The 18,350-nt window shown below is 57.1% G+C and carries 15 protein-coding genes, 1 tRNA gene and 1 pseudogene; 5 read left to right on the plus strand and 12 right to left on the minus strand.

Annotated features, from left to right (window positions below; translation table 11 throughout):
* The first annotated feature begins 939 nt into the window (after nucleotides 1-939).
* Complete coding sequence (locus tag ACQ4WQ_RS14740) at nucleotides 940-1,761, plus strand: replication-relaxation family protein (RefSeq protein WP_436498032.1); 822 nt, start codon at nucleotides 940-942, stop codon at nucleotides 1,759-1,761.
* Nucleotides 1,762-1,822: 61 nt separating this feature from the next.
* Here ACQ4WQ_RS14740 and ACQ4WQ_RS14745 read toward each other — a convergent pair whose 3' ends face one another.
* The 3 genes from ACQ4WQ_RS14745 to ACQ4WQ_RS14755 all read right to left on the minus strand — a co-directional run bounded on the left by ACQ4WQ_RS14745 (nucleotide 1,823) and on the right by ACQ4WQ_RS14755 (nucleotide 4,766).
* Nucleotides 1,823-2,452, minus strand: coding sequence for a hypothetical protein (locus tag ACQ4WQ_RS14745; RefSeq protein ID WP_436498034.1), 630 nt, complete (start codon nucleotides 2,450-2,452; stop codon nucleotides 1,823-1,825).
* Nucleotides 2,453-2,565: 113 nt separating this feature from the next.
* On the minus strand, nucleotides 2,566-3,756 hold the full coding sequence (locus ACQ4WQ_RS14750) for a hypothetical protein (RefSeq protein ID WP_436498036.1): 1,191 nt from the start codon (nucleotides 3,754-3,756) through the stop codon (nucleotides 2,566-2,568).
* A gap of 71 nt (nucleotides 3,757-3,827) precedes the next feature.
* On the minus strand, nucleotides 3,828-4,766 hold the full coding sequence (locus ACQ4WQ_RS14755) for a hypothetical protein (RefSeq protein ID WP_436498038.1): 939 nt from the start codon (nucleotides 4,764-4,766) through the stop codon (nucleotides 3,828-3,830).
* A 129-nt stretch (nucleotides 4,767-4,895) separates the two neighbouring features.
* On the opposite strand from ACQ4WQ_RS14755, the gene ACQ4WQ_RS14760 reads away from it, so the two are divergent.
* Nucleotides 4,896-5,228 (plus strand): helix-turn-helix domain-containing protein, encoded by a 333-nt coding sequence (locus ACQ4WQ_RS14760; RefSeq protein ID WP_436479125.1) that lies wholly within the window; start codon nucleotides 4,896-4,898, stop codon nucleotides 5,226-5,228.
* Nucleotides 5,229-5,807: 579 nt separating this feature from the next.
* Here the strand turns inward: ACQ4WQ_RS14760 and ACQ4WQ_RS14765 are convergent.
* The 6 genes and pseudogenes from ACQ4WQ_RS14765 to ACQ4WQ_RS14790 form a co-directional block, all read right to left on the minus strand.
* Nucleotides 5,808-7,064, minus strand: a complete 1,257-nt coding sequence (locus tag ACQ4WQ_RS14765; RefSeq protein WP_436479126.1) for a DNA primase family protein — start codon at nucleotides 7,062-7,064, stop codon at nucleotides 5,808-5,810.
* Nucleotides 7,061-7,225 carry a hypothetical protein gene (locus ACQ4WQ_RS14770; RefSeq protein WP_436479127.1) on the minus strand — a complete coding sequence of 55 codons (165 nt, stop codon included), beginning with the start codon at nucleotides 7,223-7,225 and terminating at the stop codon, nucleotides 7,061-7,063. Before ACQ4WQ_RS14770 ends, ACQ4WQ_RS14765 begins: the two co-directional genes overlap by 4 nt.
* Before the next feature lie 242 nt (nucleotides 7,226-7,467).
* Nucleotides 7,468-7,638, minus strand: a pseudogene (locus tag ACQ4WQ_RS14775) (IS66 family transposase); the annotation flags it as partial.
* A 23-nt stretch (nucleotides 7,639-7,661) separates the two neighbouring features.
* The gene (locus tag ACQ4WQ_RS14780; RefSeq protein ID WP_436479128.1) at nucleotides 7,662-7,883 is read right to left on the minus strand and encodes a helix-turn-helix transcriptional regulator; all 222 of its coding nucleotides are present in this window, start codon (nucleotides 7,881-7,883) and stop codon (nucleotides 7,662-7,664) included.
* A 46-nt stretch (nucleotides 7,884-7,929) separates the two neighbouring features.
* The gene (locus tag ACQ4WQ_RS14785) at nucleotides 7,930-9,195 is read right to left on the minus strand and encodes a site-specific integrase (RefSeq protein WP_436498040.1); all 1,266 of its coding nucleotides are present in this window, start codon (nucleotides 9,193-9,195) and stop codon (nucleotides 7,930-7,932) included.
* 162 nt (nucleotides 9,196-9,357) lie between these two features.
* Nucleotides 9,358-9,433, minus strand: a tRNA-Arg gene (locus ACQ4WQ_RS14790).
* 199 nt (nucleotides 9,434-9,632) lie between these two features.
* On the opposite strand from ACQ4WQ_RS14790, the gene ACQ4WQ_RS14795 reads away from it, so the two are divergent.
* Nucleotides 9,633-10,196, plus strand: a complete 564-nt coding sequence (locus tag ACQ4WQ_RS14795; RefSeq protein ID WP_121670833.1) for a c-type cytochrome — start codon at nucleotides 9,633-9,635, stop codon at nucleotides 10,194-10,196.
* 135 nt (nucleotides 10,197-10,331) lie between these two features.
* Here the strand turns inward: ACQ4WQ_RS14795 and ACQ4WQ_RS14800 are convergent, their stop codons facing one another.
* The 3 genes from ACQ4WQ_RS14800 to ACQ4WQ_RS14810 form a co-directional block, all read right to left on the minus strand.
* Nucleotides 10,332-12,407 carry a M13 family metallopeptidase gene (locus tag ACQ4WQ_RS14800; protein WP_326457916.1) on the minus strand — a complete coding sequence of 692 codons (2,076 nt, stop codon included), beginning with the start codon at nucleotides 12,405-12,407 and terminating at the stop codon, nucleotides 10,332-10,334.
* 243 nt (nucleotides 12,408-12,650) lie between these two features.
* Entirely contained in the window at nucleotides 12,651-14,726 is a 2,076-nt protein-coding gene (locus ACQ4WQ_RS14805) for a M13 family metallopeptidase (protein WP_436498043.1), read from the minus strand.
* Nucleotides 14,727-14,946: 220 nt separating this feature from the next.
* Nucleotides 14,947-15,168: a hypothetical protein gene (locus tag ACQ4WQ_RS14810; protein WP_326457918.1), complete on the minus strand. Its 222-nt coding sequence runs from the start codon at nucleotides 15,166-15,168 to the stop codon at nucleotides 14,947-14,949.
* Nucleotides 15,169-15,535: 367 nt separating this feature from the next.
* Between ACQ4WQ_RS14810 and ACQ4WQ_RS14815 the strand changes: the two genes are divergently transcribed.
* Both ACQ4WQ_RS14815 and ACQ4WQ_RS14820 read left to right on the plus strand, forming a co-directional pair.
* On the plus strand, nucleotides 15,536-16,978 hold the full coding sequence (locus ACQ4WQ_RS14815) for a S41 family peptidase (protein ID WP_436498045.1): 1,443 nt from the start codon (nucleotides 15,536-15,538) through the stop codon (nucleotides 16,976-16,978).
* Nucleotides 16,979-17,166: 188 nt separating this feature from the next.
* Complete coding sequence (locus ACQ4WQ_RS14820) at nucleotides 17,167-18,288, plus strand: beta-ketoacyl-ACP synthase III (RefSeq protein ID WP_326457920.1); 1,122 nt, start codon at nucleotides 17,167-17,169, stop codon at nucleotides 18,286-18,288.
* Nucleotides 18,289-18,350: the final 62 nt, after the last annotated feature.

Below are 18,350 nucleotides of genomic sequence, written 5' to 3' on the forward strand. Positions count from 1 at the left end.
TGATAACGCGCAGTCGGATGAAAGCACGTCCCTTACTCGGGTGCGGGGGGAGAGGTACAGGGGCCCCTCCTCTCCCCCCGCGAGAATGTTTGTCTATTTCCTTTTCGCAAATCATCCCCTGGTAGAATTGCGGCAACATATTTCCTCCCACTTAGTATAGGAGGAAAGGAACAGTTTCAGAGTTTCTTTCCTCTATCGAATTCTGCCTATACTGCAAGCCCTTTTGACAAACAATCATAAGTTCTACTTGGCGCGCTCCTCTCTATCCCGGGGACATTTTCGAAGAAAATGTGCTCGGAACGCTTTGGGCAGGTGCCATCTATAATCTCAACACATGCCACTCGGCCAGCAAATGCTCGCACCCGAAGGGGCGCGTAGGCCACACGGCCGGAGCGACTGTTCCGCGCCTACGCGGAACAGTGCAACCGGGGGAGCCAGTGGGAGGGCAATTGACCGTGCAGGTCAAATTGAAGCGCCCCAAGCGCTGACCGCCCACTGGGGGGCGAAGCCCCCGGCCCCGACTGCGGTCGGGTTACCTGGTTTCAAGGGCGACCGCATTCCGAAGGATAAGGTCGAGTCCCTCGGGACCGCCCACAGCGTAAGCTTTGGGCGCCGCAGAAAGCGGGTAACCCGAGCGCAGCCGGGGCCGCAGGACATCGGGGCACTGGCCCCGAAGTATTCGGTAGGGCGTCCAGCCCGTGAAGCCGAATACGCTGTCCCGCAAGGAGTGTTCAACTCCGCGCAGCCCAACGGGCGGAGAAAAGGCGCTTACCAAAACCATCAAACACGGTACAAACGATGTTTCCACCTGAGGAGCTATCAGCAGAAACAACGAAAGAGAACGTCCTGAACGATAAGGTTGCAGAAGTTGAACGTAGCCGACCGCTGCCACCTCCACCAAATACGCTATACAAGATAACAATGTGGAGGATTTTCTGAATGAAAAGTAAACAACAGATCGGACGCGAGTATCGGGCGAAGACCCTTAAATTTTTGGCTCGTGTGGGTTACGCAACTACCCGGCAAATCGCAAGGGCCGTTTTTGGCACATGCGACATTAGCAGCCGAAAAATGGCCGGTCGTACAATTCGCAGTCTGTTGGCTCTAGGCTATCTGGTGAAAAAGCGCGATGGAGACTGTGTTGCCGGCGAGATGATGTTGGCATTGAATCGTGCTGGAGTGGCCGCACTCGCGGAGCTTGTCGAGATGCCAAACGGGCGTACGCACGCACGTGACTGGATTCGTCATGCACACAAACACCGTACAGCATGCAATTCAATTTTTGCCGCTGTAACCAGGGGACTCGACGAGCACATTGGCTGGTCAGAGCTGGAAATTCGGGCAGGTAGCGCACCTGTCAAGCTATCATCCTTCAGCTATAAAGACGACGAGGGCACCAGTCTTCAAAAGATTCCTGACCTGCTGCTACACGGCGCCTCCGGACCGATCTGGGTCGAGGTAGAGAACGGTTGGCGAGGAGCACGAGACATGCAGAAACTTGTCTGGTTTTTGAGACGTGTCTTTGAGCATCCAGCACCCTTGGTCGATAGGGTATGGTTTGTCGTTACCGCCCCCGGCGCCAAAACTATCGGTAAACGCCTGCACGCAGCATTAACGCATCGGCCAGACAGCGGATATCCGCGCCAAATCCGCGAACTCGATGCCCAGATTCTGAGCGAGCGCCTTGCTATTTTTCAACTGGACGCAGACCGTTTGGAGCTTACACGACTCCCTTGGCAGCAGGATTGCACGGCAGACTAGCCAAGTGATACGTCGAGTAGATCGCTGCTCGATAAAGTGCGTAGAACACCCGCAGCAAGATTCAATTCAACAGCTGATTATCGCTCGTAACTGTGTCGGTACTTTCTTGTACTTGAACCGTAGCTTGCGACTTGCCGTTACGACCAGTCAGAACTGTGGCCAGTTCTGACGCGCTTGTAGCAAGGAATGCCTTAGCCGCTTCATCTTGCTCACTGAGGCGCTCCAGACGCCCGACAATTTGAGGGAACCAGGGTTGTATTTTCTCAGCAGGGGTCTCGAGCATATCTCCGGCTGGAAAAAAAGTATGCTTGTCCACCTGCGGACCGCGGCTACCGAAAAGCAGTGTCCGGGTACGAACAACACCAGCTCTTAAAATGACTTCAGCCTCTTTATCTTTGCACGTCTTGCGGTTGATTATCGCAACGTAACCTGCGATTTTTCCAGGTTCAGGGGGCAGAATTACTCGCTCGCCACCACGGTCTACTTCTTCCGGCCAGGTACGGTCAAAAGGAACCACCATACCAGTGTACGAGCACTTGCCATCACCATCATCGCGCCACCATTCGCGCACAAATCGCAGCTCTACAGCACCACCCAGTTGAATCGGCACGGCGGTTTCGCCTACCGGATACATGGTGATGCTGGAAAACAGAATGGCTGCCAAATAGACAGCATTCAAAAAATCGAACATGCTTCTGCCTCATATTGAACGTACATGAAGACGCACCGCCATCGCGCCGCCTGCGTCGTCTTACCCAGAGCCTCATGCGCACGTGCGCTTCCAGAAATCCGCTCCCCGTTCTGCTACTGCATCATCGACTTAGGTATGCCTTTGAATTGAATCGCATACTGGAGTGTCGCCTTAGTGCGGAAGGCTTCCGCCTCAGCTCCACTCAGACGCTGCTCTTTAATCATTCTCTCAATCCCCGCCAGCACCTCCGGTGACAAGGACTCCCGGGCTACGGCAAGCGCTTGTGCAGGGTCTGCGGCTGGATTGTTCGGTTCCTTGGCCGCTGCCTGAGGGTTAGCAGCTGCAAACTGCTTGATCGCTTCCCAAGCGGCCGATGCACTCGATTCCAGGGCCGCTTGCTCCGGAGTCTTGCCATTCGCGTCTTTGGTAAGTATTTTCATGGAACCTGCGGCCAGGAAGAGCTGAACCGCCACGTCATCATCCCGGCGAATGGCTGCAAAGAACTGCTCGACCGAGTGATACGTCAATCCCATTCCTGCAAGGCTTTTGCGCGCTTCCACTTTACTGTTGTTCTGTGGTGCCACGCCGCCAGTCCCAGATGCCAATGGCGTACCAGCGGGCAATGCTGCCACGGACGGCTGAACAGGTGTTTCGCTCCTGGCCGGCATCAACTTGGCCACAGTATCCTTATCCGGTTCTTCAAGCGTAGCGCCAGGAACATCGATTTTCTCAACCAGCAACTGAGGCAGATTCTTGCGTATGGCCGCAATCTCTTCTTTCAGGCGCTTGGCATTGTAGTCTTCGTCTTTGCCTCGGATAGCGCTGGTAATGCCGTTGAACAGACCGGAGGTCAGCGATTCGGTCTTCTTGACGGACGCAAAGATCAGATAAATCTTCACGCCACTCGCAAACGGGTACAGACAAGCTTGCACACGTTCAGCGGCAAACATGAATGGATTTTTGATCGGTGCCGGAGTCTTGGTGACTTCTGCGTATCCGTTGCGACACTGGTACTCACTGACAGGCTGCCCCTGGACCAAGAAATCTTGGAGCGTCGGCTCCAGAGGGCGAGCAGGCAACGCCGCCGGAAGACTGTGCACGTTATATGAGGTTGGAATAGCGAACTGTGACAAGGCATCCTTGACTTGCGCCGCCACATCCTGAGCGCGCGCATTTGGCACCACTAGCTCAGCTTTTGATGTTTGCACATTGAACTGGTCACGAATATCCGCAGCGACAGCCCCATGCGCGCCGTAGATGAGCAAGCCGGCCATCACGGTTTTCAAAACTACTTTCTTGCCCATATTTTCATCCTAAATATTTAATGATTGATATCGCTCAACAAGTTTCCGTTCAAGCCAGGAAAATCATGCGATCAGTGATTGTTGAAGCTGTCATGTCCCATATCCGCATCGTGATAAGACTGATGACTGTCAGTGCCAAAAGCATTGCCCATCACATCCACGCTACCTATCCCGGCCACCATGGGGAGTCCATTGGCAGGATTGAAATCGAAGAACTGGTGATTTGCGATGCATTCATCGTTGTCACTTGCAGTGGCACGTAACGCCGCAAGAGCTGCATTCATACGCTGGTCGACGATGTCGCTATTCCCTAGTTCATGGTAGGCAAACAGTGGAATCCCTGCTGCCATTGCCGCACCGCCGCGACGCAAATGCGGAGATGGCACAAAGATCGCCTCATTGCCAGGTGCAAAGCTTTTCACGCCCTCGCTGCCAAATTCGATGATAGGTGCACCCTGCGACGTTACCCAACCTTTATATTTCGTACACAGTAAGCGATTGTGGATTTTTGCAAATATGGCCAGTACCGGGGCCGCAATGGGAGATGCAAATGCTCGCAACAGCAAAGAAAGCAAACTAATCAAAAGGGACAGGAATACCAAGCTGATGGTGACCACGATCCACGTCACGCAAAATCCCCCAGCGCCGACCGCAAGAACGAACAACGGCTCCTTTTTGGTAAGGAGCGTGGCAGCAAGACCGCAAAACAATCCAACAACTGCGAAAACCATGGCTATGCGCGAACTATTTCTCTCCGCCCAACGCATTACATTGTTGTCAAGGAAGGTAACTAGCAGCATCACGGCGCCGACAACTGCTGCAACCGGCCATGCTTTAGTTCCCAGGGCGGCAACGTAAGCCAACAACAAATAAGCCAGGATCGTCGCCGCCAGCGGTCGAATGAGTTTGGGAAGCAAAATGGCTCTCTTTACTAAAGCGAGCACTGCATCATGATGCGGGCGATCAACGCGGGAAAGATAGCCGATGAGTTGTGCGGGGGGCGGTGGCATGCTTGATGTTTCCTATATGGCAATTTCGTTCTGCGGGGATTTGACTCTACTCATTCATTAAAATATTGCCATAGAGAATTCTACGAATTTCGTAGAGACGGCGCAAGCATATTCTACGAATATCGAAGTATGCCTCCCCGCTCTAAACCTCCCTCTTCTCTATTTGGACTGCGCTTACGCGAAGCAAGACTTCTCGCCGGCATCCCGCAGGATAGGTTAGGCACAGCAATCGGCCTGGACGAAACCACAGCCAGTGCGCGAATCAGCAGATACGAGACGGGAGTGCATGCGCCACCAGTGGAAACCGCAGCTCGATTAGCAACGGTACTTAATGTGCCCACACCATTTTTCTACTGCGAAGATGATGAATTAGCTGAGGTTATCCAGGCGTGGTATCACCTTTCAAACAGTGAACGACATCGCCTTCTAACGCTCCTTCGTACGAAACCGGACTTTTCCTGAAATCTAAATCTGCCTAGGCTCAGTTAGTTACCAAAGATATCATGTTTCATTGTGGAAATAATCACACATTGTCACGTTTTGTAGTCAGATACGACAACCAGGCGGACAGTGTCCGCGCTCCCTCCAGTCTGAGGTACTGCAATACCCTAACGCTTACTCAAAAGCAGCGGACCCTGTCCGCCCTGGTCGGGGGTTTCACTGCCGAAGGCAGCTTTGACGCTGTTCTACTTGCTTGCAAGCGGGCTGATACATAGGCGTTCCAGCTTTCAAGGATGACTCCGTGGACGATGCGTGAGCATCGTCTACTGGTTGGTTGAGACCACGAGGGCTTGGAGACCAGCATTCGGGTGTCAACTTGGTCACAAAATCCGCTTTGCCCGTCCATAATTTTTCAAGTGACCACTATGACCGGGGTTCAGATACAACTTTCTTTTAACCCCACTCAGCGCACGCGTAAGTGAGGTGAAGTGATGTGGCGTTGATGCTATGATTTTGAAGTAGAACTTGGTCAATCTGGTCACGAAGAAAAGCAGCCGATTTTAGCGGCTGCTTTTCAGACCAGCATAGTTGACCAAGTGGTCAGGGTAGAAGAATATTGCAGGTTCGAATACGTCCGGCTCCCGTGGTTGCCCGGCTTTCGACAATCTCTCCTACAGAGTCGGGCAAACGTTTCCAGAACTTCGGCGATGCAACAGGCAACATGCCGTTTTCTTTGCACCAAATAGCATAAGCCGTGTAAACCGCTGACTTGGATGTATCCGTGGTCGTCGTGCGTTCAATCGATGCTTCGTTCACCCAAGCGTGCACTGAATTCGTCTCTGTTCGAGCAGCCTGTGTAGCAGCTGTCATCGCAGGCGGTAGTGTAGCTTCGAATCGGCCACGCTCCAGCAGGCGTTGGAGGCCCTCCAGCGCCCAGTTCAGCACCCCCGTCAACTCGTGCTTGATGATGTGATCGGCCAACATCGGATCGCGTTCACTGGCTGGAATCTCCACGCTGAATGGGACTACGTCGAACCGCCGCCAGAAGCCATTTGACTGATCTTTCACTGATGGAACATGGTTCGCAAGAATGAGCCACTTGCCAGCAATGCGTGTCGTAATAGGAGACAAGTACTTACGGTCGATCAGTACAGCTTCGCCAGCAATCATCGATTTGATGGTCTGTTCACACCAGTTCTGCGGAGGCGCCTCATCGCAATAAATGAGTGACGCACCGAGTGTGACGGCTGCATGGAATCCGTCTAACTTACTGGGAGAGGCTGCGACAGCCCGGCCATGAAGGGCTTGCACAATGTTCGCCAGCGTGCCCTTGCCGTTCGCGCCAGTACCAAGCCAAATCTGGGCGAGTTGGAAACGTGCGTCGGGCAGCAAGGTGTAACCAATGTATTCCTGGACCCTCTTCCTCACTGCTGGATCGGGAAGCACACGCGTCAGCAGATTCTCAAACATCTTTGGTCTTGGCGCGCTGGGTAAATAATCACACCCGAGAGCATGACGGAGTCCAAGGTCCTTGTCATGTGGCTTCAGCACTGGACGGCCGTCGAGATGCAGATAGCCATTACCCACGGGGATGATGCTAACGTGAGTGGCCTCTTGGAGGGCCGGAAGCCGGATCAGTGCAGTTTGATGTGCTGACTTTGCATTGGCTGCGCTAGCGTTGCTAGGATCGCCGTCCTCAATCCAGCTCAACGCCATCCGCATGGCATTAATGTCGCTGACGATTTCCCAATGTTTGCCGTTCCACTCGAAAAAAAGGTTGTCCAAGGTAGCGTAATTGCCAGAATTCGACAACTTCAACGCATAGCCAATGGGTTCAAAAGGAGGACGGCGGCTCATGCGAGGTCACTTTCAGTGATACTCGCGCCAGGATGGTTGAAATTCCACAGCTTCACCCGGCGCTCGTAGCAACAGGCATCGTACGTCAGGATGTGGAGGCCGGCTTTGTCGATGGGGTGTTTCGAGCAGGCATGGACACGGCTGACTTCAAATTTCTTCATTTTTTAGCTCCTTGTAGGCTACTACCACTGCCTCGACACGAGGAAGTGTTGCAGTGCCCTGATGAGGTATACAGTCGGGCTGGAAGCTAAAAAGAGACGAGAGAAAAGGCAAGAGCCAAAGTTTGCGAAAACTCCCTGTCAAATAAGGTACTTAAATGAGGTACTTTTTTTATGCCTCCCGAACGTTGACGGCTGATTTACATATGCCGCCAGCGCCCCCAGCCTCCAGCAACGTTTAGTTGCAGGAGGGCATGGCGTGTTTTTCCACTACCAGGATCGAGTTGGCGCACTGGGGCTTCATCAGCATGCAGGTAAGCGTATTGCCGCAGCAGTTCTGTCAGCCGGTCGGCAAGCGGCTGCAGGCACACACCGACGCGCCCGATCCTGTCAGCCAGGGTCGAGCGTGCCAGCGGTATCTGACCAACTGCTCCCAGTATTATGCAAACCGCACTTTTCGTGGGCGACCACGCTTGACACACTCTGGCTCGACTGCACAGGGAGAGGCATGCTTGATACGTCGGTGCAGTTCCTCCTCCTCCCAGAGCAAAATCCCCCCAATCTTTTTCGGATTGGGGATCGCACCTTGCTGCATGTAGGTGGTGATAGTACGAACGGAAACGCGCAGCACTTCGGCGACTTCCTTCTTGGTCAGGTACATATTTTCTCCCCAAATTGCAGTATAGGAAGAAAACTCGTGATGTACGTTACAGGGAAGGTGCCATGTTGATCGCATCCGGGTTCTCTGCCAGCCGCGCCGCCATCCGCCCTGAGTCCAAACGCAGGTAATGCTTTGCTAACGTACGCATGTCAGAATGTCCGGAAAACAAAACGACTTCATGCATCCTCAACTGGCATGTCTCAACAAGCCGACTAATCGCTTCGCGCCGGCAATCATGGAGCCGGGCATCATAAATTTCCGCCTTGTCCGCAGCATTGCGCCAGCCATGACTAAGGTCAGTTGCGGGCATGGGGAAGATAGGACCACTTTTTTTAGGGTCCAGGGCTTGCAGAAGCTTGATAGCGCCAGGCAGCAACGGAACCTCTCTCTCGTGGACCTTCGTCTTGGTGAGAAATCCCGGTTTTCTCAGGCGTACCACCCTCCTCTGGAAGTCGACATCTTCCCACTGCAACGAAACGATTTCACCACGACGCAATGAAGTCAATATCGCAAACAGAATGGCCGACTTCAAGGTCATGTACTTGATACTGTTGAACACTGCCAGCAGTTCATTATCCGATACGCGCCGATTGCGGGGCTCTGCAGCGCCTGGAAGCTGCATCCGCATCAGGGAATGGGCTTGCCACCAAGCCCCATAAGTTGGCCAACGATTTTCTCTACTGAAGTATTTCGTTACCGACCGACGTAGCAGGTTCAGTTCATGCCGGGCAGTTTGGGTGCTGACAGGATAGATTGGTAGGCTCGGTACTTCCTTCGCCGCCTTTTTGCGCGTGTAACGCTGATGCTTTGTAAGCGGCTTTACACCATCGGAAGCGGACAGGGTAGCCGCACGATTGGGATCGCGTCCGGAACCCAATTTGCCGGCAAGGCGGTTCTCCTTCCATTCGTCGATGAGGGTCTCATCCAATTGATCGACAGTACGCTCGCCAAACCATTTGCGCAACCTTTCCAGACGCGATGCCTCTGCATCCTTGCCTGTAAGCTTTGGAAGGTCATTCTTTTGATAAGAGTCGAACACATCCGACAGTTTGATGGGAAGCGGGGCCTTGGGGGCATGTGGGAAACCGGAAGATGCCGACACAGCATGGAGCAGTTCCGGCGAGGCCAGGTTGGAGGCTTTGCTCTCCAAGAGTTCCACGCGCCGGCGACGAGCCCAACGCGCGCCTTCATCCATGGTTGAGAAGGTTGCAGAATCTTGGAACGGAGGGACAACCACCTTGAAGCGGAGCGAGCCGCTCCGCTCTTCAACGTAGATATGCTTTTCCAGGCGACCGTTTTGCTTTTTTGACATGGCGTAACTCCAGAGTTGTGGAGTTACGTATAGGAAAAAATTGGCTGTCTCCGCGTACGCAAAATCAGGAAGGTTTCTACGGGATTTTTCCCAAAACTTTTCCCAAAAACGATTCGAAGCTAAGTTCCATTACGCTAATCTTCTTGAAAGGCGCATGAATGCTGGTGCGGCTGGCGGGGATCGAACCCACGACCCTTGGCTTCGGAGGCCAATACTCTATCCACTGAGCTACAGCCGCGTAGGGGGAATTTCTGAAGTGATGCGAAGGATACCGTTTTTCTTTACCTACGTCTACGGAAACTGTCGTATCGCTGGCAATTGCATGTCACTGCTCAATTTTTGTGCCTATAATTGTGGGTTTCATAAAGGTTTACATACAAGCATGTAAAAATGCTACCTTACACGGCCATCAGTTTCAAATCTGGACTAAGGACATCATGAGCGACGCACATAACGAACAACAATCAGCGATCAAAACGCCTAAACAATTGCTTGCCGCCGTAGCGGGCTTCTTCCTCATCACCGTCATCGGCATCATCCTGCTGGTGCAGTTCGTCACGGCGCAAAAACTGACGGGCGCCGGCACGGACAGCCAGTCGCCCGAAGCCATCGATGCCCGCTTGAGCCCGGTGGCCAATGAAGGCTTTACCTTCAAGGATGCCAGCGGTCCGAAAGTGCTGCAAGGCGGCGAAGCCGTCTACACGGCCACCTGCGTAGCTTGCCATGGCGCCGGCGTGGCCGGTGCGCCGAAGTTTGGCGACGCGGGCAGCTGGTCGGCACGCCTGGCCCAGGGCTACGATACGGTCCTGAAACACGCGATCGAAGGCTTGCGCGCGATGCCGGCCAAGGGCGGTAATCCCGACCTCGACGATGTGGAAGTGGCGCGCGCCGTGGTCTACATGGCCAATGCTTCGGGCGGCAAGTTCAAGGAACCGGAAGTGCCGGCACCGGCCGCAGCGGCTGGCGCCGCCAGCGCACCAGCCGCCGAGCCTGCCAAGTAAGCAGCGCAGCACCCGTATCGAGGAACCGCCCGCAGGGGCGGTTTTTTTTCGCCCGACGTTTGCGTTACATCAGGCCGTAAAAAAGCCGCCCGGCTTGCGCGGGGCGGCTGGCAACTTATGCCTTGAACAGCCGTCTTACCACATGATGACGCGGTCTTTTGGCGGCAGATACATCTTGTCGCCCGGTTTCACGTCGAAGGCTTGATAAAAGCCTGGCTGGTTGCGCATGGTGCCGTTGGCGCGGAACTGGCCTGGCGAATGCGGGTCCGTTTTCAGCAACACCAGCTGCTGCGCTTCGCGCATCTTCATGCGCCATACCTGGGCAAAGCCCGCGTAGAAGCGCTGCTCGCCCGTGAAACCGTCGATGACGGGGGCTTGCTTGCCGTTCAGCGACAATTTGTACGCTTTGTAGGCAATCGCCACGCCGGAGTTATCGGCGATGTTTTCGCCCAGGGTCAGCTCGCCGTTGACGAAGTGGCCTTTCACGGGGCTGAAACTGTTGTACTGCGCCACCAGCTGCTTGGTTTTCTTGGCGAAGTTTTTATGGTCGGCCTTGGTCCACCAGTCGCGCAGGTTGCCGTCGCCGTCGTACTGGGCGCCCTGGTCGTCGAAACCGTGGCTGATTTCATGGCCGATCACGCCGCCGATGGCGCCGTAGTTGACGGCGTCGTCCGCCTTGGCGTCGAAGAACGGCGCTTGCAAAATGGCGGCCGGGAAGACGATCTCGTTCAGTTCCGGATTGTAATAGGCGTTCACGGTCTGCGGCGTCATGCCCCACTCGTCGCGGTCGATGGGCTGGCCCAGCTTGTTCAATTCGCGGTTGTAATTGAGCAGGTGCGAACGCTGGATGTTGCCGATCAGATCATCGGGCGCCACCGTCAGGCCCGAGTAATCGCGCCATTTGTTCGGGTAGCCGATCTTGGTAGTGAACTTGGCCAGCTTGATTTGCGCCTGTTTCTTGGTGACAGGGCTCATCCAGTCGAGCTTGTCGATGCTTTGCTTGTAGGCCGTCATCAGATTTTTCACCAGCGCTTCCATGCGCACCTTGCGCTCGGCCGGGAAATACTGCTCCACGTACAGCTGGCCCACGGCTTCGCCCAGCGCGCCTTCGACGGCGCCCACGCCGCGTTTCCAGCGCGGACGCATTTCCGTCACGCCCGTCAGCGTGGTGCCGTAAAACGCGAAGTTTTCATCGACATAGGCTTTCGGCAGGTAGCCAGCGTTGGCGTGCAGCAAGTGCCACTGGAAATAGGCTTTCCACGTTTCCAGCGGCGTCTTGTTGGCGATCTCGGCAAAACCCTTCAGGTAGCTGGGCTGGCTGACGATCACATAATTGACCTTGCCGGCGATGCCCGTGTCCTTCAGGTAGCGGGCCCAGTCGTAGCCTGGCGCCACGGCGGCCAGTTTCGCCAGTTCCACCTTGTTGTAGGTCTTGACGGGGTCGCGGTTCTGCACATTGCTCCATTGCGCCTTGGCCAGCTCCGTTTCCAGCGCCAGGATAGCCTTCGCATTCGCGGCCGCGTTCGCATCGCCGGCCAGGCTCAGCATTTTTTCCACGTGGGCCAGGTATTTGGCGCGCGTGTCGGCCTTGCCCTCTTCCAGGTAGTAATCGCGGTCAGGCAGGCCCAGGCCGCTTTGCACGATGTCGGCCACGTATTTGGTGGAATCCTTGGCGTCCTGGTGGATGCCGAAGTCGTACGGCGAGGTCACGCCCAGCTTGCTGAAGTGGGCGATGACGGCAGGCAGCTCCGCCTTGTCCTGCAGCGCGGCGATCTTCGCCAGCTCCGCGTTCAAGGGCGTCAGGCCCAGGCTTTCCAGCTTGGCTTCGTCCATGAAGCTGTTATAGAAATCACCGATTTTCTGCGCATTCGAACCGGCCGCGCGGGCCTTGTCGGCGGCAGCGCCTTCGACGATGCCGCGCAGCTGCGTTTGCGTATCGTCGGCCAGCTTGGCAAAGCTGCCCCAGCTCGACTTGTCAGCAGGAATCACGGTTTCCGCCAGCCATTTGCCGTTCAGGTGCTGGAACAGGTCATCCTGCGCGCGCACGGCAGGGTCGACGTATTCGACAGCGATGCCGGACGTCAGCGCGGCCGATGCGACGGCCGTGGCGGGAGCGGCAGCAGCTTTCTTGGCCGCATCAGCGGCGCCAGCCATGCCAGACACGCCGGCCAGCAGACTCAGGGTCAATGCACTTAACAAATAACGATTCACGGTTGTCCTCTATATTGTATTGTGTGGAAATATAAGGGTCAGAAGGCCCAGGGCTTCTGGCCCGGTTTTTGACTGTAGCATACCGGCCGAAATGACAGAAAAAACTTTGTCATGAATACAAAAAAGACCACGCAAGTGGTCTTTTTTGTTGTGACAAGATAACGTTTACATTGCGTAGGTCGGCTTAGCCCGGAGGGCGTAAGCCGACAACATGATGAGCGCCATCGGTGTGTCGGATGACGGTTACCAGATGATCACGCGGTTTTCCGGCGCGACATACATCTTGTCGCCCGGTTTCACGCCAAACGCTTCGTAGAAGCCAGGCTGGTTGACCATGGTGCCGTTCGCGCGGTACTGGCCCGGCGAATGCGGGTCGGTCTTGATCTGCACGATCTGCTGCGCTTCGCGCATCTTGCTGCGCCACACCTGGCCAAAGCCCATGTAGAAGCGCTGGTCGCCCGTCAGGCCGTCCAGCACGGGCGCCGGCTTGCCGCCCAGCGAGATCTTGTACGCTTTATAGGCAATCGCCACGCCCGAATTGTCGGCGATGTTTTCGCCCAGGGTCAGTGCGCCGTTGACGTGGTAGCCCGGCAATGGGCTGTAGCCGTCGTATTGCTTGGTCAGCGCGTCGGCCTTGGCGGCGAAATTCTTGCGGTCGGCCGGGGTCCACCAGTCGCGCAGGTTGCCGTCGCCATCGGACTGGCTGCCCTTGTCGTCGAAGCCGTGGCTGATTTCATGGCCGATGACGGCGCCGATGGCGCCATAGTTGACGGCGTCGTCCGCGTTGGCATCAAAAAACGGCGGCTGCAGGATGGATGCGGGGAAGACGATTTCATTCATCGTCGAGCTGTAATAGGCGTTCACCGTCTGCGGCGTCATGCCCCACTCTTCGCGGTCGATCGGTTTACCGAGCTTGGCCACCTGGCGCGCGGAACCGAAGTTGGCAGCGCGCATCATGTTGCCGACCAGGTCGCCCTGAACGATTTGCAGCTTCGTGTAATCGCGCCACTTGTTCGGATACGCGATCTTCGGCGTGAACTTGGCCAGCTTGGCTTGCGCTTCCTTCTTGGTCTCCGGGCTCATCCAGTCCAGGGTGTCGATGCTGTCCTTGTAGGCGGCCAGCACGTTCTTCACCAGTTCCTGCATGTGCGCCTTGCGCTCCGCCGGGAAATATTGCGCGACATACAGTTTACCGACGGCTTCGCCCAGCACGCCTTCGACGGCGCCCACGCCACGCTTCCAGCGCGGCTGGTTTTCCGTCACGCCGCTCAGTACCGTGCCGTAGAAGGCAAAGCTCTCGTCGACGAAGTTTTTCGACAGGTAGCTGGCGTAGCTGCGCAGCAACTGCCATTCGAAGTACGCTTTCAGGGTGTCCAGGTCGGCGGATGCCAGCACCTTGTTGTAGCCGGCCAGGTAGCTCGGCTGGTTGACGATGACGTAATCGACCTTGTTGGCGATGCCCAGGGCGGCCAGGCCGGACTTCAGGTCGTAGCCCGGGGTCAGGTCGTTCAGTTTATTGATGTCGGTCTTGTTGTAGCGTTTGACGGGGTCGCGGTTCTCGACCTTGGTCCATTGCACTTCGGCCAGGGCCGTTTCCAGGGCAACGACAGCCTTGGCGCGGGCGGCGGCGTTCTTGTCGCCCGCCATGGCCAGCATTTTTTCCACGTGCGCCTGGTATTTTTCCTTCACACCAGCCTGCTTGGCTTCCAGGTAATAGTCGCGGTCGGGCATGCCCAGGCCGCTTTGGCTCACATACGCCGCATATTTGGTCGAGGCACGCGCATCCTGGCCCACGTAGACGGCGTACGGAGTCGGCACGCCCGTCTGGCTCAGGTGGGCGATCAGGGCGGGCACGCCCTTCTTGTCGCGCAGCGAGCGGATGCGGTTCAGTTCGCCGGCCAGCGGCTTCGTGCCCAGCGCTTCGAGCTTGGCTTCATCCATGTAGCTGGCGTACAGGTCGCCGATTTTCTGCGCTTCGGAACCGGCTTTCTTGTTCTTGTCCTGTTGCGTGGCTTCGATGATGCCGCGCAGCTGCGGCGTGGTGTCGTCGCGCAGCTTGGCGAACGAGCCCCAGCTCGACTTGTCGGCAGGAATCTCGGCCGTGGCCAGCCACTTGCCGTTCAAATGGGTAAAGAAGTCGTCCTGCACGCGCACGGCGGGGTCGATGTATTGCACGTCGATGCCAGAAACGACGCCGGTGGCGGCAGGCGCGGCGCCCGGGGCCACGGTCGGGGCGGCAACGGCGGATGCGGGTTCGGCGGCATGCGCAAACGCAGCCAACAGGGTCAGGGTCAGACTGCTTAAGAGATAGCGATTCACGAATTGTCCTTATGGGGCATGTCAAAAAGACCGGGCAGATAGCTGCGGGCGGATAGCCCGCCGCGCCGGGCGCTACGGGAATGTAGCACGCGACCATGCCTTTTGGCCATCATTGCCCCGGGAACTGCCCGGGAATCGCCGCTCAGTTCGGCCAGGCTCAAGGGAGTTTCCTTATCCAGTCCAGCGCGCATGGCGTGGACGGGAAAAGCGCATGCAGCGCTTATCCATACTGATACAGCAGCTCGTCGATCAGCGCCAGCTCCTGTTGCGTGAACTGCGTGTCGTTGAACCGCCCGATATCTTCGAGCACACCTCGAATCGGCACCTGCCGTGACGGATCCTGAACGATGTCGATCAGCAGGCCCGCATCAGGATCTCGCCCCCGCAGATACTTTTCAATCAGCGCCGTGAGCGCGGCACGTGCCTGCAAATCAGTTAACATTTTTTATCCGCTGCCAAGGAAGAAGCGCCAGTCTAAATGAGCTTGAACCCGCCGACAAAAAAAAGCCTGCGTCCGCGGACGCAGGCAAAACCACTTCGGGTCGAGAATGCGAGTCCACTATAGGGCCGCCGCACACGCTTTTTTTCGACTCTTACAAATGCTTACTCCCTTCAAGAGGAACTATACATCGCATACAAAACCGCAACATATGGCAAGCTGGCAGCCCCGTTTACGCGCGTAGACTGAGTCCAGGCACGCTTTTTCCACGGCCGGCCCACGCCGGCAGAGATTCAGGTCTATACTTTCAGGAAAGCGCCGCTCCACGGGGACTGGCGCTTGTGCAAGACACGCTAGCTGCAAAGGTGCAATGATGGGCAAACTCAAAAATACCGGCTTGATCGGCCTGGGCGTGGTGGCCGGCGTCGCCGTGTCGCTGCAATTTTCCGCCATGGCGCAAAAAACCGTCGAGCCGCCCCTGCCGCTGGCAGAGCTGCGCCAGCTGGCCGACGTGTTTGGCCTGATCAAATCCGATTACGTCGAGCCCGTCGAAGACAAGAAACTGCTGGAAGACGCCATTTCCGGCATGGTCGCCTCGCTCGACCCCCATTCCGCCTACCTGGACAAGAAAGCCTACGCCGAGCTGCGCGAAGGCTCCGAAGGCAAGTTCGTCGGCCTGGGCATTGAAATTGGCCTGAGCGAAGATGGCTACATCAAGATCGTCTCGCCCATCGAGGATTCGCCCGCCTACCGCGCCGGCATCAAGGCCGGCGATCTGATCACCCGCCTGGATGGCCAGCCCGTGAAGGGCGTCAGCCTGGACGACAACGTCAAGCGCATGCGCGGCGAACCGGGCACCAAGGTGTCGCTGACCATTGCCCGCAAGGATGAACCGCAGCCGCTGGCGTTCACCATCACGCGCGAAGAAATCCACCAGAAGAGCGTGAAGGCGAAGATGGTCGAACCGGGCTACGCCTGGCTGCGCGTGTCGCAATTCCAGGAACCGACCGTCGACGACATGGCCGCGCAGATCACGGCGCTATACAAGCAAGACCCGAACATCAAGGGCATGGTGCTGGACCTGCGCAACGACCCGGGCGGCGTGCTGCAGGGTGCCATCGGCGTCTCGGCCGCCTTCCTGCCGAAGGACGCGGCCATCGTCTCGACCAACGGCCAGTTGCCGGACTCGAAACAGGTGTTCTACGGCCGCGCCGAATACTATACCTTCCGCTCGGAAGGCGATGCGCTGGCGAAATTGCCGGCCGCCATCAAGAAAGTGCCGCTGGTGGTGCTCGTCAACACGGGTTCCGCCTCGGCCTCGGAAATCGTCGCCGGCGCCCTGCAGGACTACAAGCGCGCCACCATCATCGGCACGCAAACCTTCGGCAAGGGTTCCGTGCAAACCATCCGCCAGCTGACCGCCGACACGGCCGTCAAGCTAACGACGGCCCGCTACTACACGCCGAACGGCCGCTCGATCCAGGCCAAGGGCATCGTGCCCGACCTGCTGGTCGATGAAAATGCGGACGGCGACGGCTTGAACGGCTTGCGCATCCGCGAAGCGGACCTGACCAAGCACCTGAGCAACGACCGCGACCAGGAAAGCGCCAAGGCCGCGCCCGTGAACGACGAGATGGAAGAGCAATTGCGCATCATCGCCCTGGAAAAGACCCGCAAGCCGCTGGAATTCGGCAGCCAGGACGATTTCCAATTGCACCAGGCGCTGAACCACCTGAAGGGCTTGCCCGTGCAGCTGGCCAAGGCCGAACCGATGGTGGTGCAAGCCGACGTCAAGAAAGAACAGAAAAAGTAAGCAGCAGCGCCAGCAGCACAGAGGGGGGCGCCATGCCCCCCCGATCAGCCGTCCACGCGACAAAAATCAACCTTCCGCCACACTTCCCCCTGCCCCGCAACACGAAACTCTCTACAGTCGAGCCCGTTTGTGTAAAATTTGCTTCACTTATCGGCGCCGCGCCGATTACCAAATTTGAAAGTTTAACCATGAAACAAGTCGTCATCAGCGGTACCGGACTGTACACGCCGCCCTTTTCGATCTCCAACGAAGAGCTGGTCACCTGCTTCAATGCCTACGCGGAAAAGTTCAATGCCGATAACGCCGACGCGATCGCCGCGGGCACGGTGACGGCGCTGGAGCTGTCGAGCGTGGCCTTCATCGAAAAGGCGTCCGGCATCAAGTCGCGCTTCGTGATGGAAAAGGAAGGCATCCTCGACCCGGCGCGCATGGTGTCGCGCATTGCGGAGCGGGGCGATGACGAACTGTCCTTGCAGGCGGAAATGGCCGTCGCCGCCGCGCGCGACGCGCTGGCGCGCGCCGGCCGCACGCCGGCCGACATCGACATGGTGCTGGTAGCGTGCAGCAATATGCAGCGCGCCTACCCGGCCATGGCCGTGGAAGTACAGGATGCGCTCGGCATCGACGGTTATGGTTTTGACATGAACGTGGCGTGTTCGTCCGCCACCTTCGGCATCCAGCAAGCCGTGGCCGCCGTGCAAAGCGGCCAGGCGCGCGCCGTGCTGGTCTTGAATCCCGAGATCACCAGCGGCCACCTGAACTGGCGCGACCGCGACAGCCATTTCATTTTCGGCGACGCCTGCACCGCCATCATCGTCGAAGCGAAAGACACGGCCGTCTCGCAGCACCAGTTCGAGATCATCGGCACGGAACTGAAAACGCGCTTCTCTAACGCCATTCGCAACAATTTCGGCTTCCTCAACCGGTTCGACGAGTCCGGCGTGGGCAAGGCCGACAAATTGTTCCGCCAGCAAGGCCGCAAGGTCTTCAAGGAAGTGTGCCCGATGGCGGCCGAGATGATCAAGGCGACCCTGGCCAAGGCCGGCGTGGAAGTGGCGCAAGTGAGCCGCTACTGGCTGCACCAGGCCAACCTGAACATGAACCTGCTGATCGCGCGCCTGATCCTGGGCCGCGACGCGCAAGGCAACGAAGCGCCCGTGATCCTCGACACCTACGCCAACACCTCGTCGGCCGGTTCCATCATCGCCTTCCATAAATATCAGGATGACATGGCGGCAGGCAGCACCGGCGTCATCTGCTCGTTCGGCGCCGGCTATTCCATCGGCTGCGTGGTCGTGCGCAAGCTCTGAGCGCATGGGTGTAACATCGCCTGACTGCTGAATTAGGCGATGTTCGAGGTGGATAGGCATGC

The sequence above is a fragment of the Janthinobacterium goodfellowi genome (genome assembly GCF_051380695.1).
Lineage (GTDB): Bacteria > Pseudomonadota > Gammaproteobacteria > Burkholderiales > Burkholderiaceae_D > Janthinobacterium.

Excerpts from the sequence above, each read along its gene's own strand:
- ACQ4WQ_RS14765 (WP_436479126.1), bottom strand. The coding sequence starts at position 7,064 with ATGAGCCGCCGTCCTCCTTTTGAACCCATTGGCTATGCGTTGAAGTTG.
- ACQ4WQ_RS14750 (WP_436498036.1), bottom strand. The coding sequence starts at position 3,756 with ATGGGCAAGAAAGTAGTTTTGAAAACCGTGATGGCCGGCTTGCTCATC.
- ACQ4WQ_RS14755 (WP_436498038.1), bottom strand. The coding sequence starts at position 4,766 with ATGCCACCGCCCCCCGCACAACTCATCGGCTATCTTTCCCGCGTTGAT.
- ACQ4WQ_RS14780 (WP_436479128.1), bottom strand. The coding sequence starts at position 7,883 with ATGTACCTGACCAAGAAGGAAGTCGCCGAAGTGCTGCGCGTTTCCGTT.
- ACQ4WQ_RS14820 (WP_326457920.1), top strand. The coding sequence starts at position 17,167 with ATGAAACAAGTCGTCATCAGCGGTACCGGACTGTACACGCCGCCCTTT.
- ACQ4WQ_RS14745 (WP_436498034.1), bottom strand. The coding sequence starts at position 2,452 with ATGTTCGATTTTTTGAATGCTGTCTATTTGGCAGCCATTCTGTTTTCC.
- ACQ4WQ_RS14785 (WP_436498040.1), bottom strand. The coding sequence starts at position 9,195 with ATGTCAAAAAAGCAAAACGGTCGCCTGGAAAAGCATATCTACGTTGAA.
- ACQ4WQ_RS14760 (WP_436479125.1), top strand. The coding sequence starts at position 4,896 with ATGCCTCCCCGCTCTAAACCTCCCTCTTCTCTATTTGGACTGCGCTTA.
- ACQ4WQ_RS14770 (WP_436479127.1), bottom strand. The coding sequence starts at position 7,225 with ATGAAGAAATTTGAAGTCAGCCGTGTCCATGCCTGCTCGAAACACCCC.
- ACQ4WQ_RS14810 (WP_326457918.1), bottom strand. The coding sequence starts at position 15,168 with ATGTTAACTGATTTGCAGGCACGTGCCGCGCTCACGGCGCTGATTGAA.
- ACQ4WQ_RS14795 (WP_121670833.1), top strand. The coding sequence starts at position 9,633 with ATGAGCGACGCACATAACGAACAACAATCAGCGATCAAAACGCCTAAA.
- ACQ4WQ_RS14740 (WP_436498032.1), top strand. The coding sequence starts at position 940 with ATGAAAAGTAAACAACAGATCGGACGCGAGTATCGGGCGAAGACCCTT.
- ACQ4WQ_RS14815 (WP_436498045.1), top strand. The coding sequence starts at position 15,536 with ATGATGGGCAAACTCAAAAATACCGGCTTGATCGGCCTGGGCGTGGTG.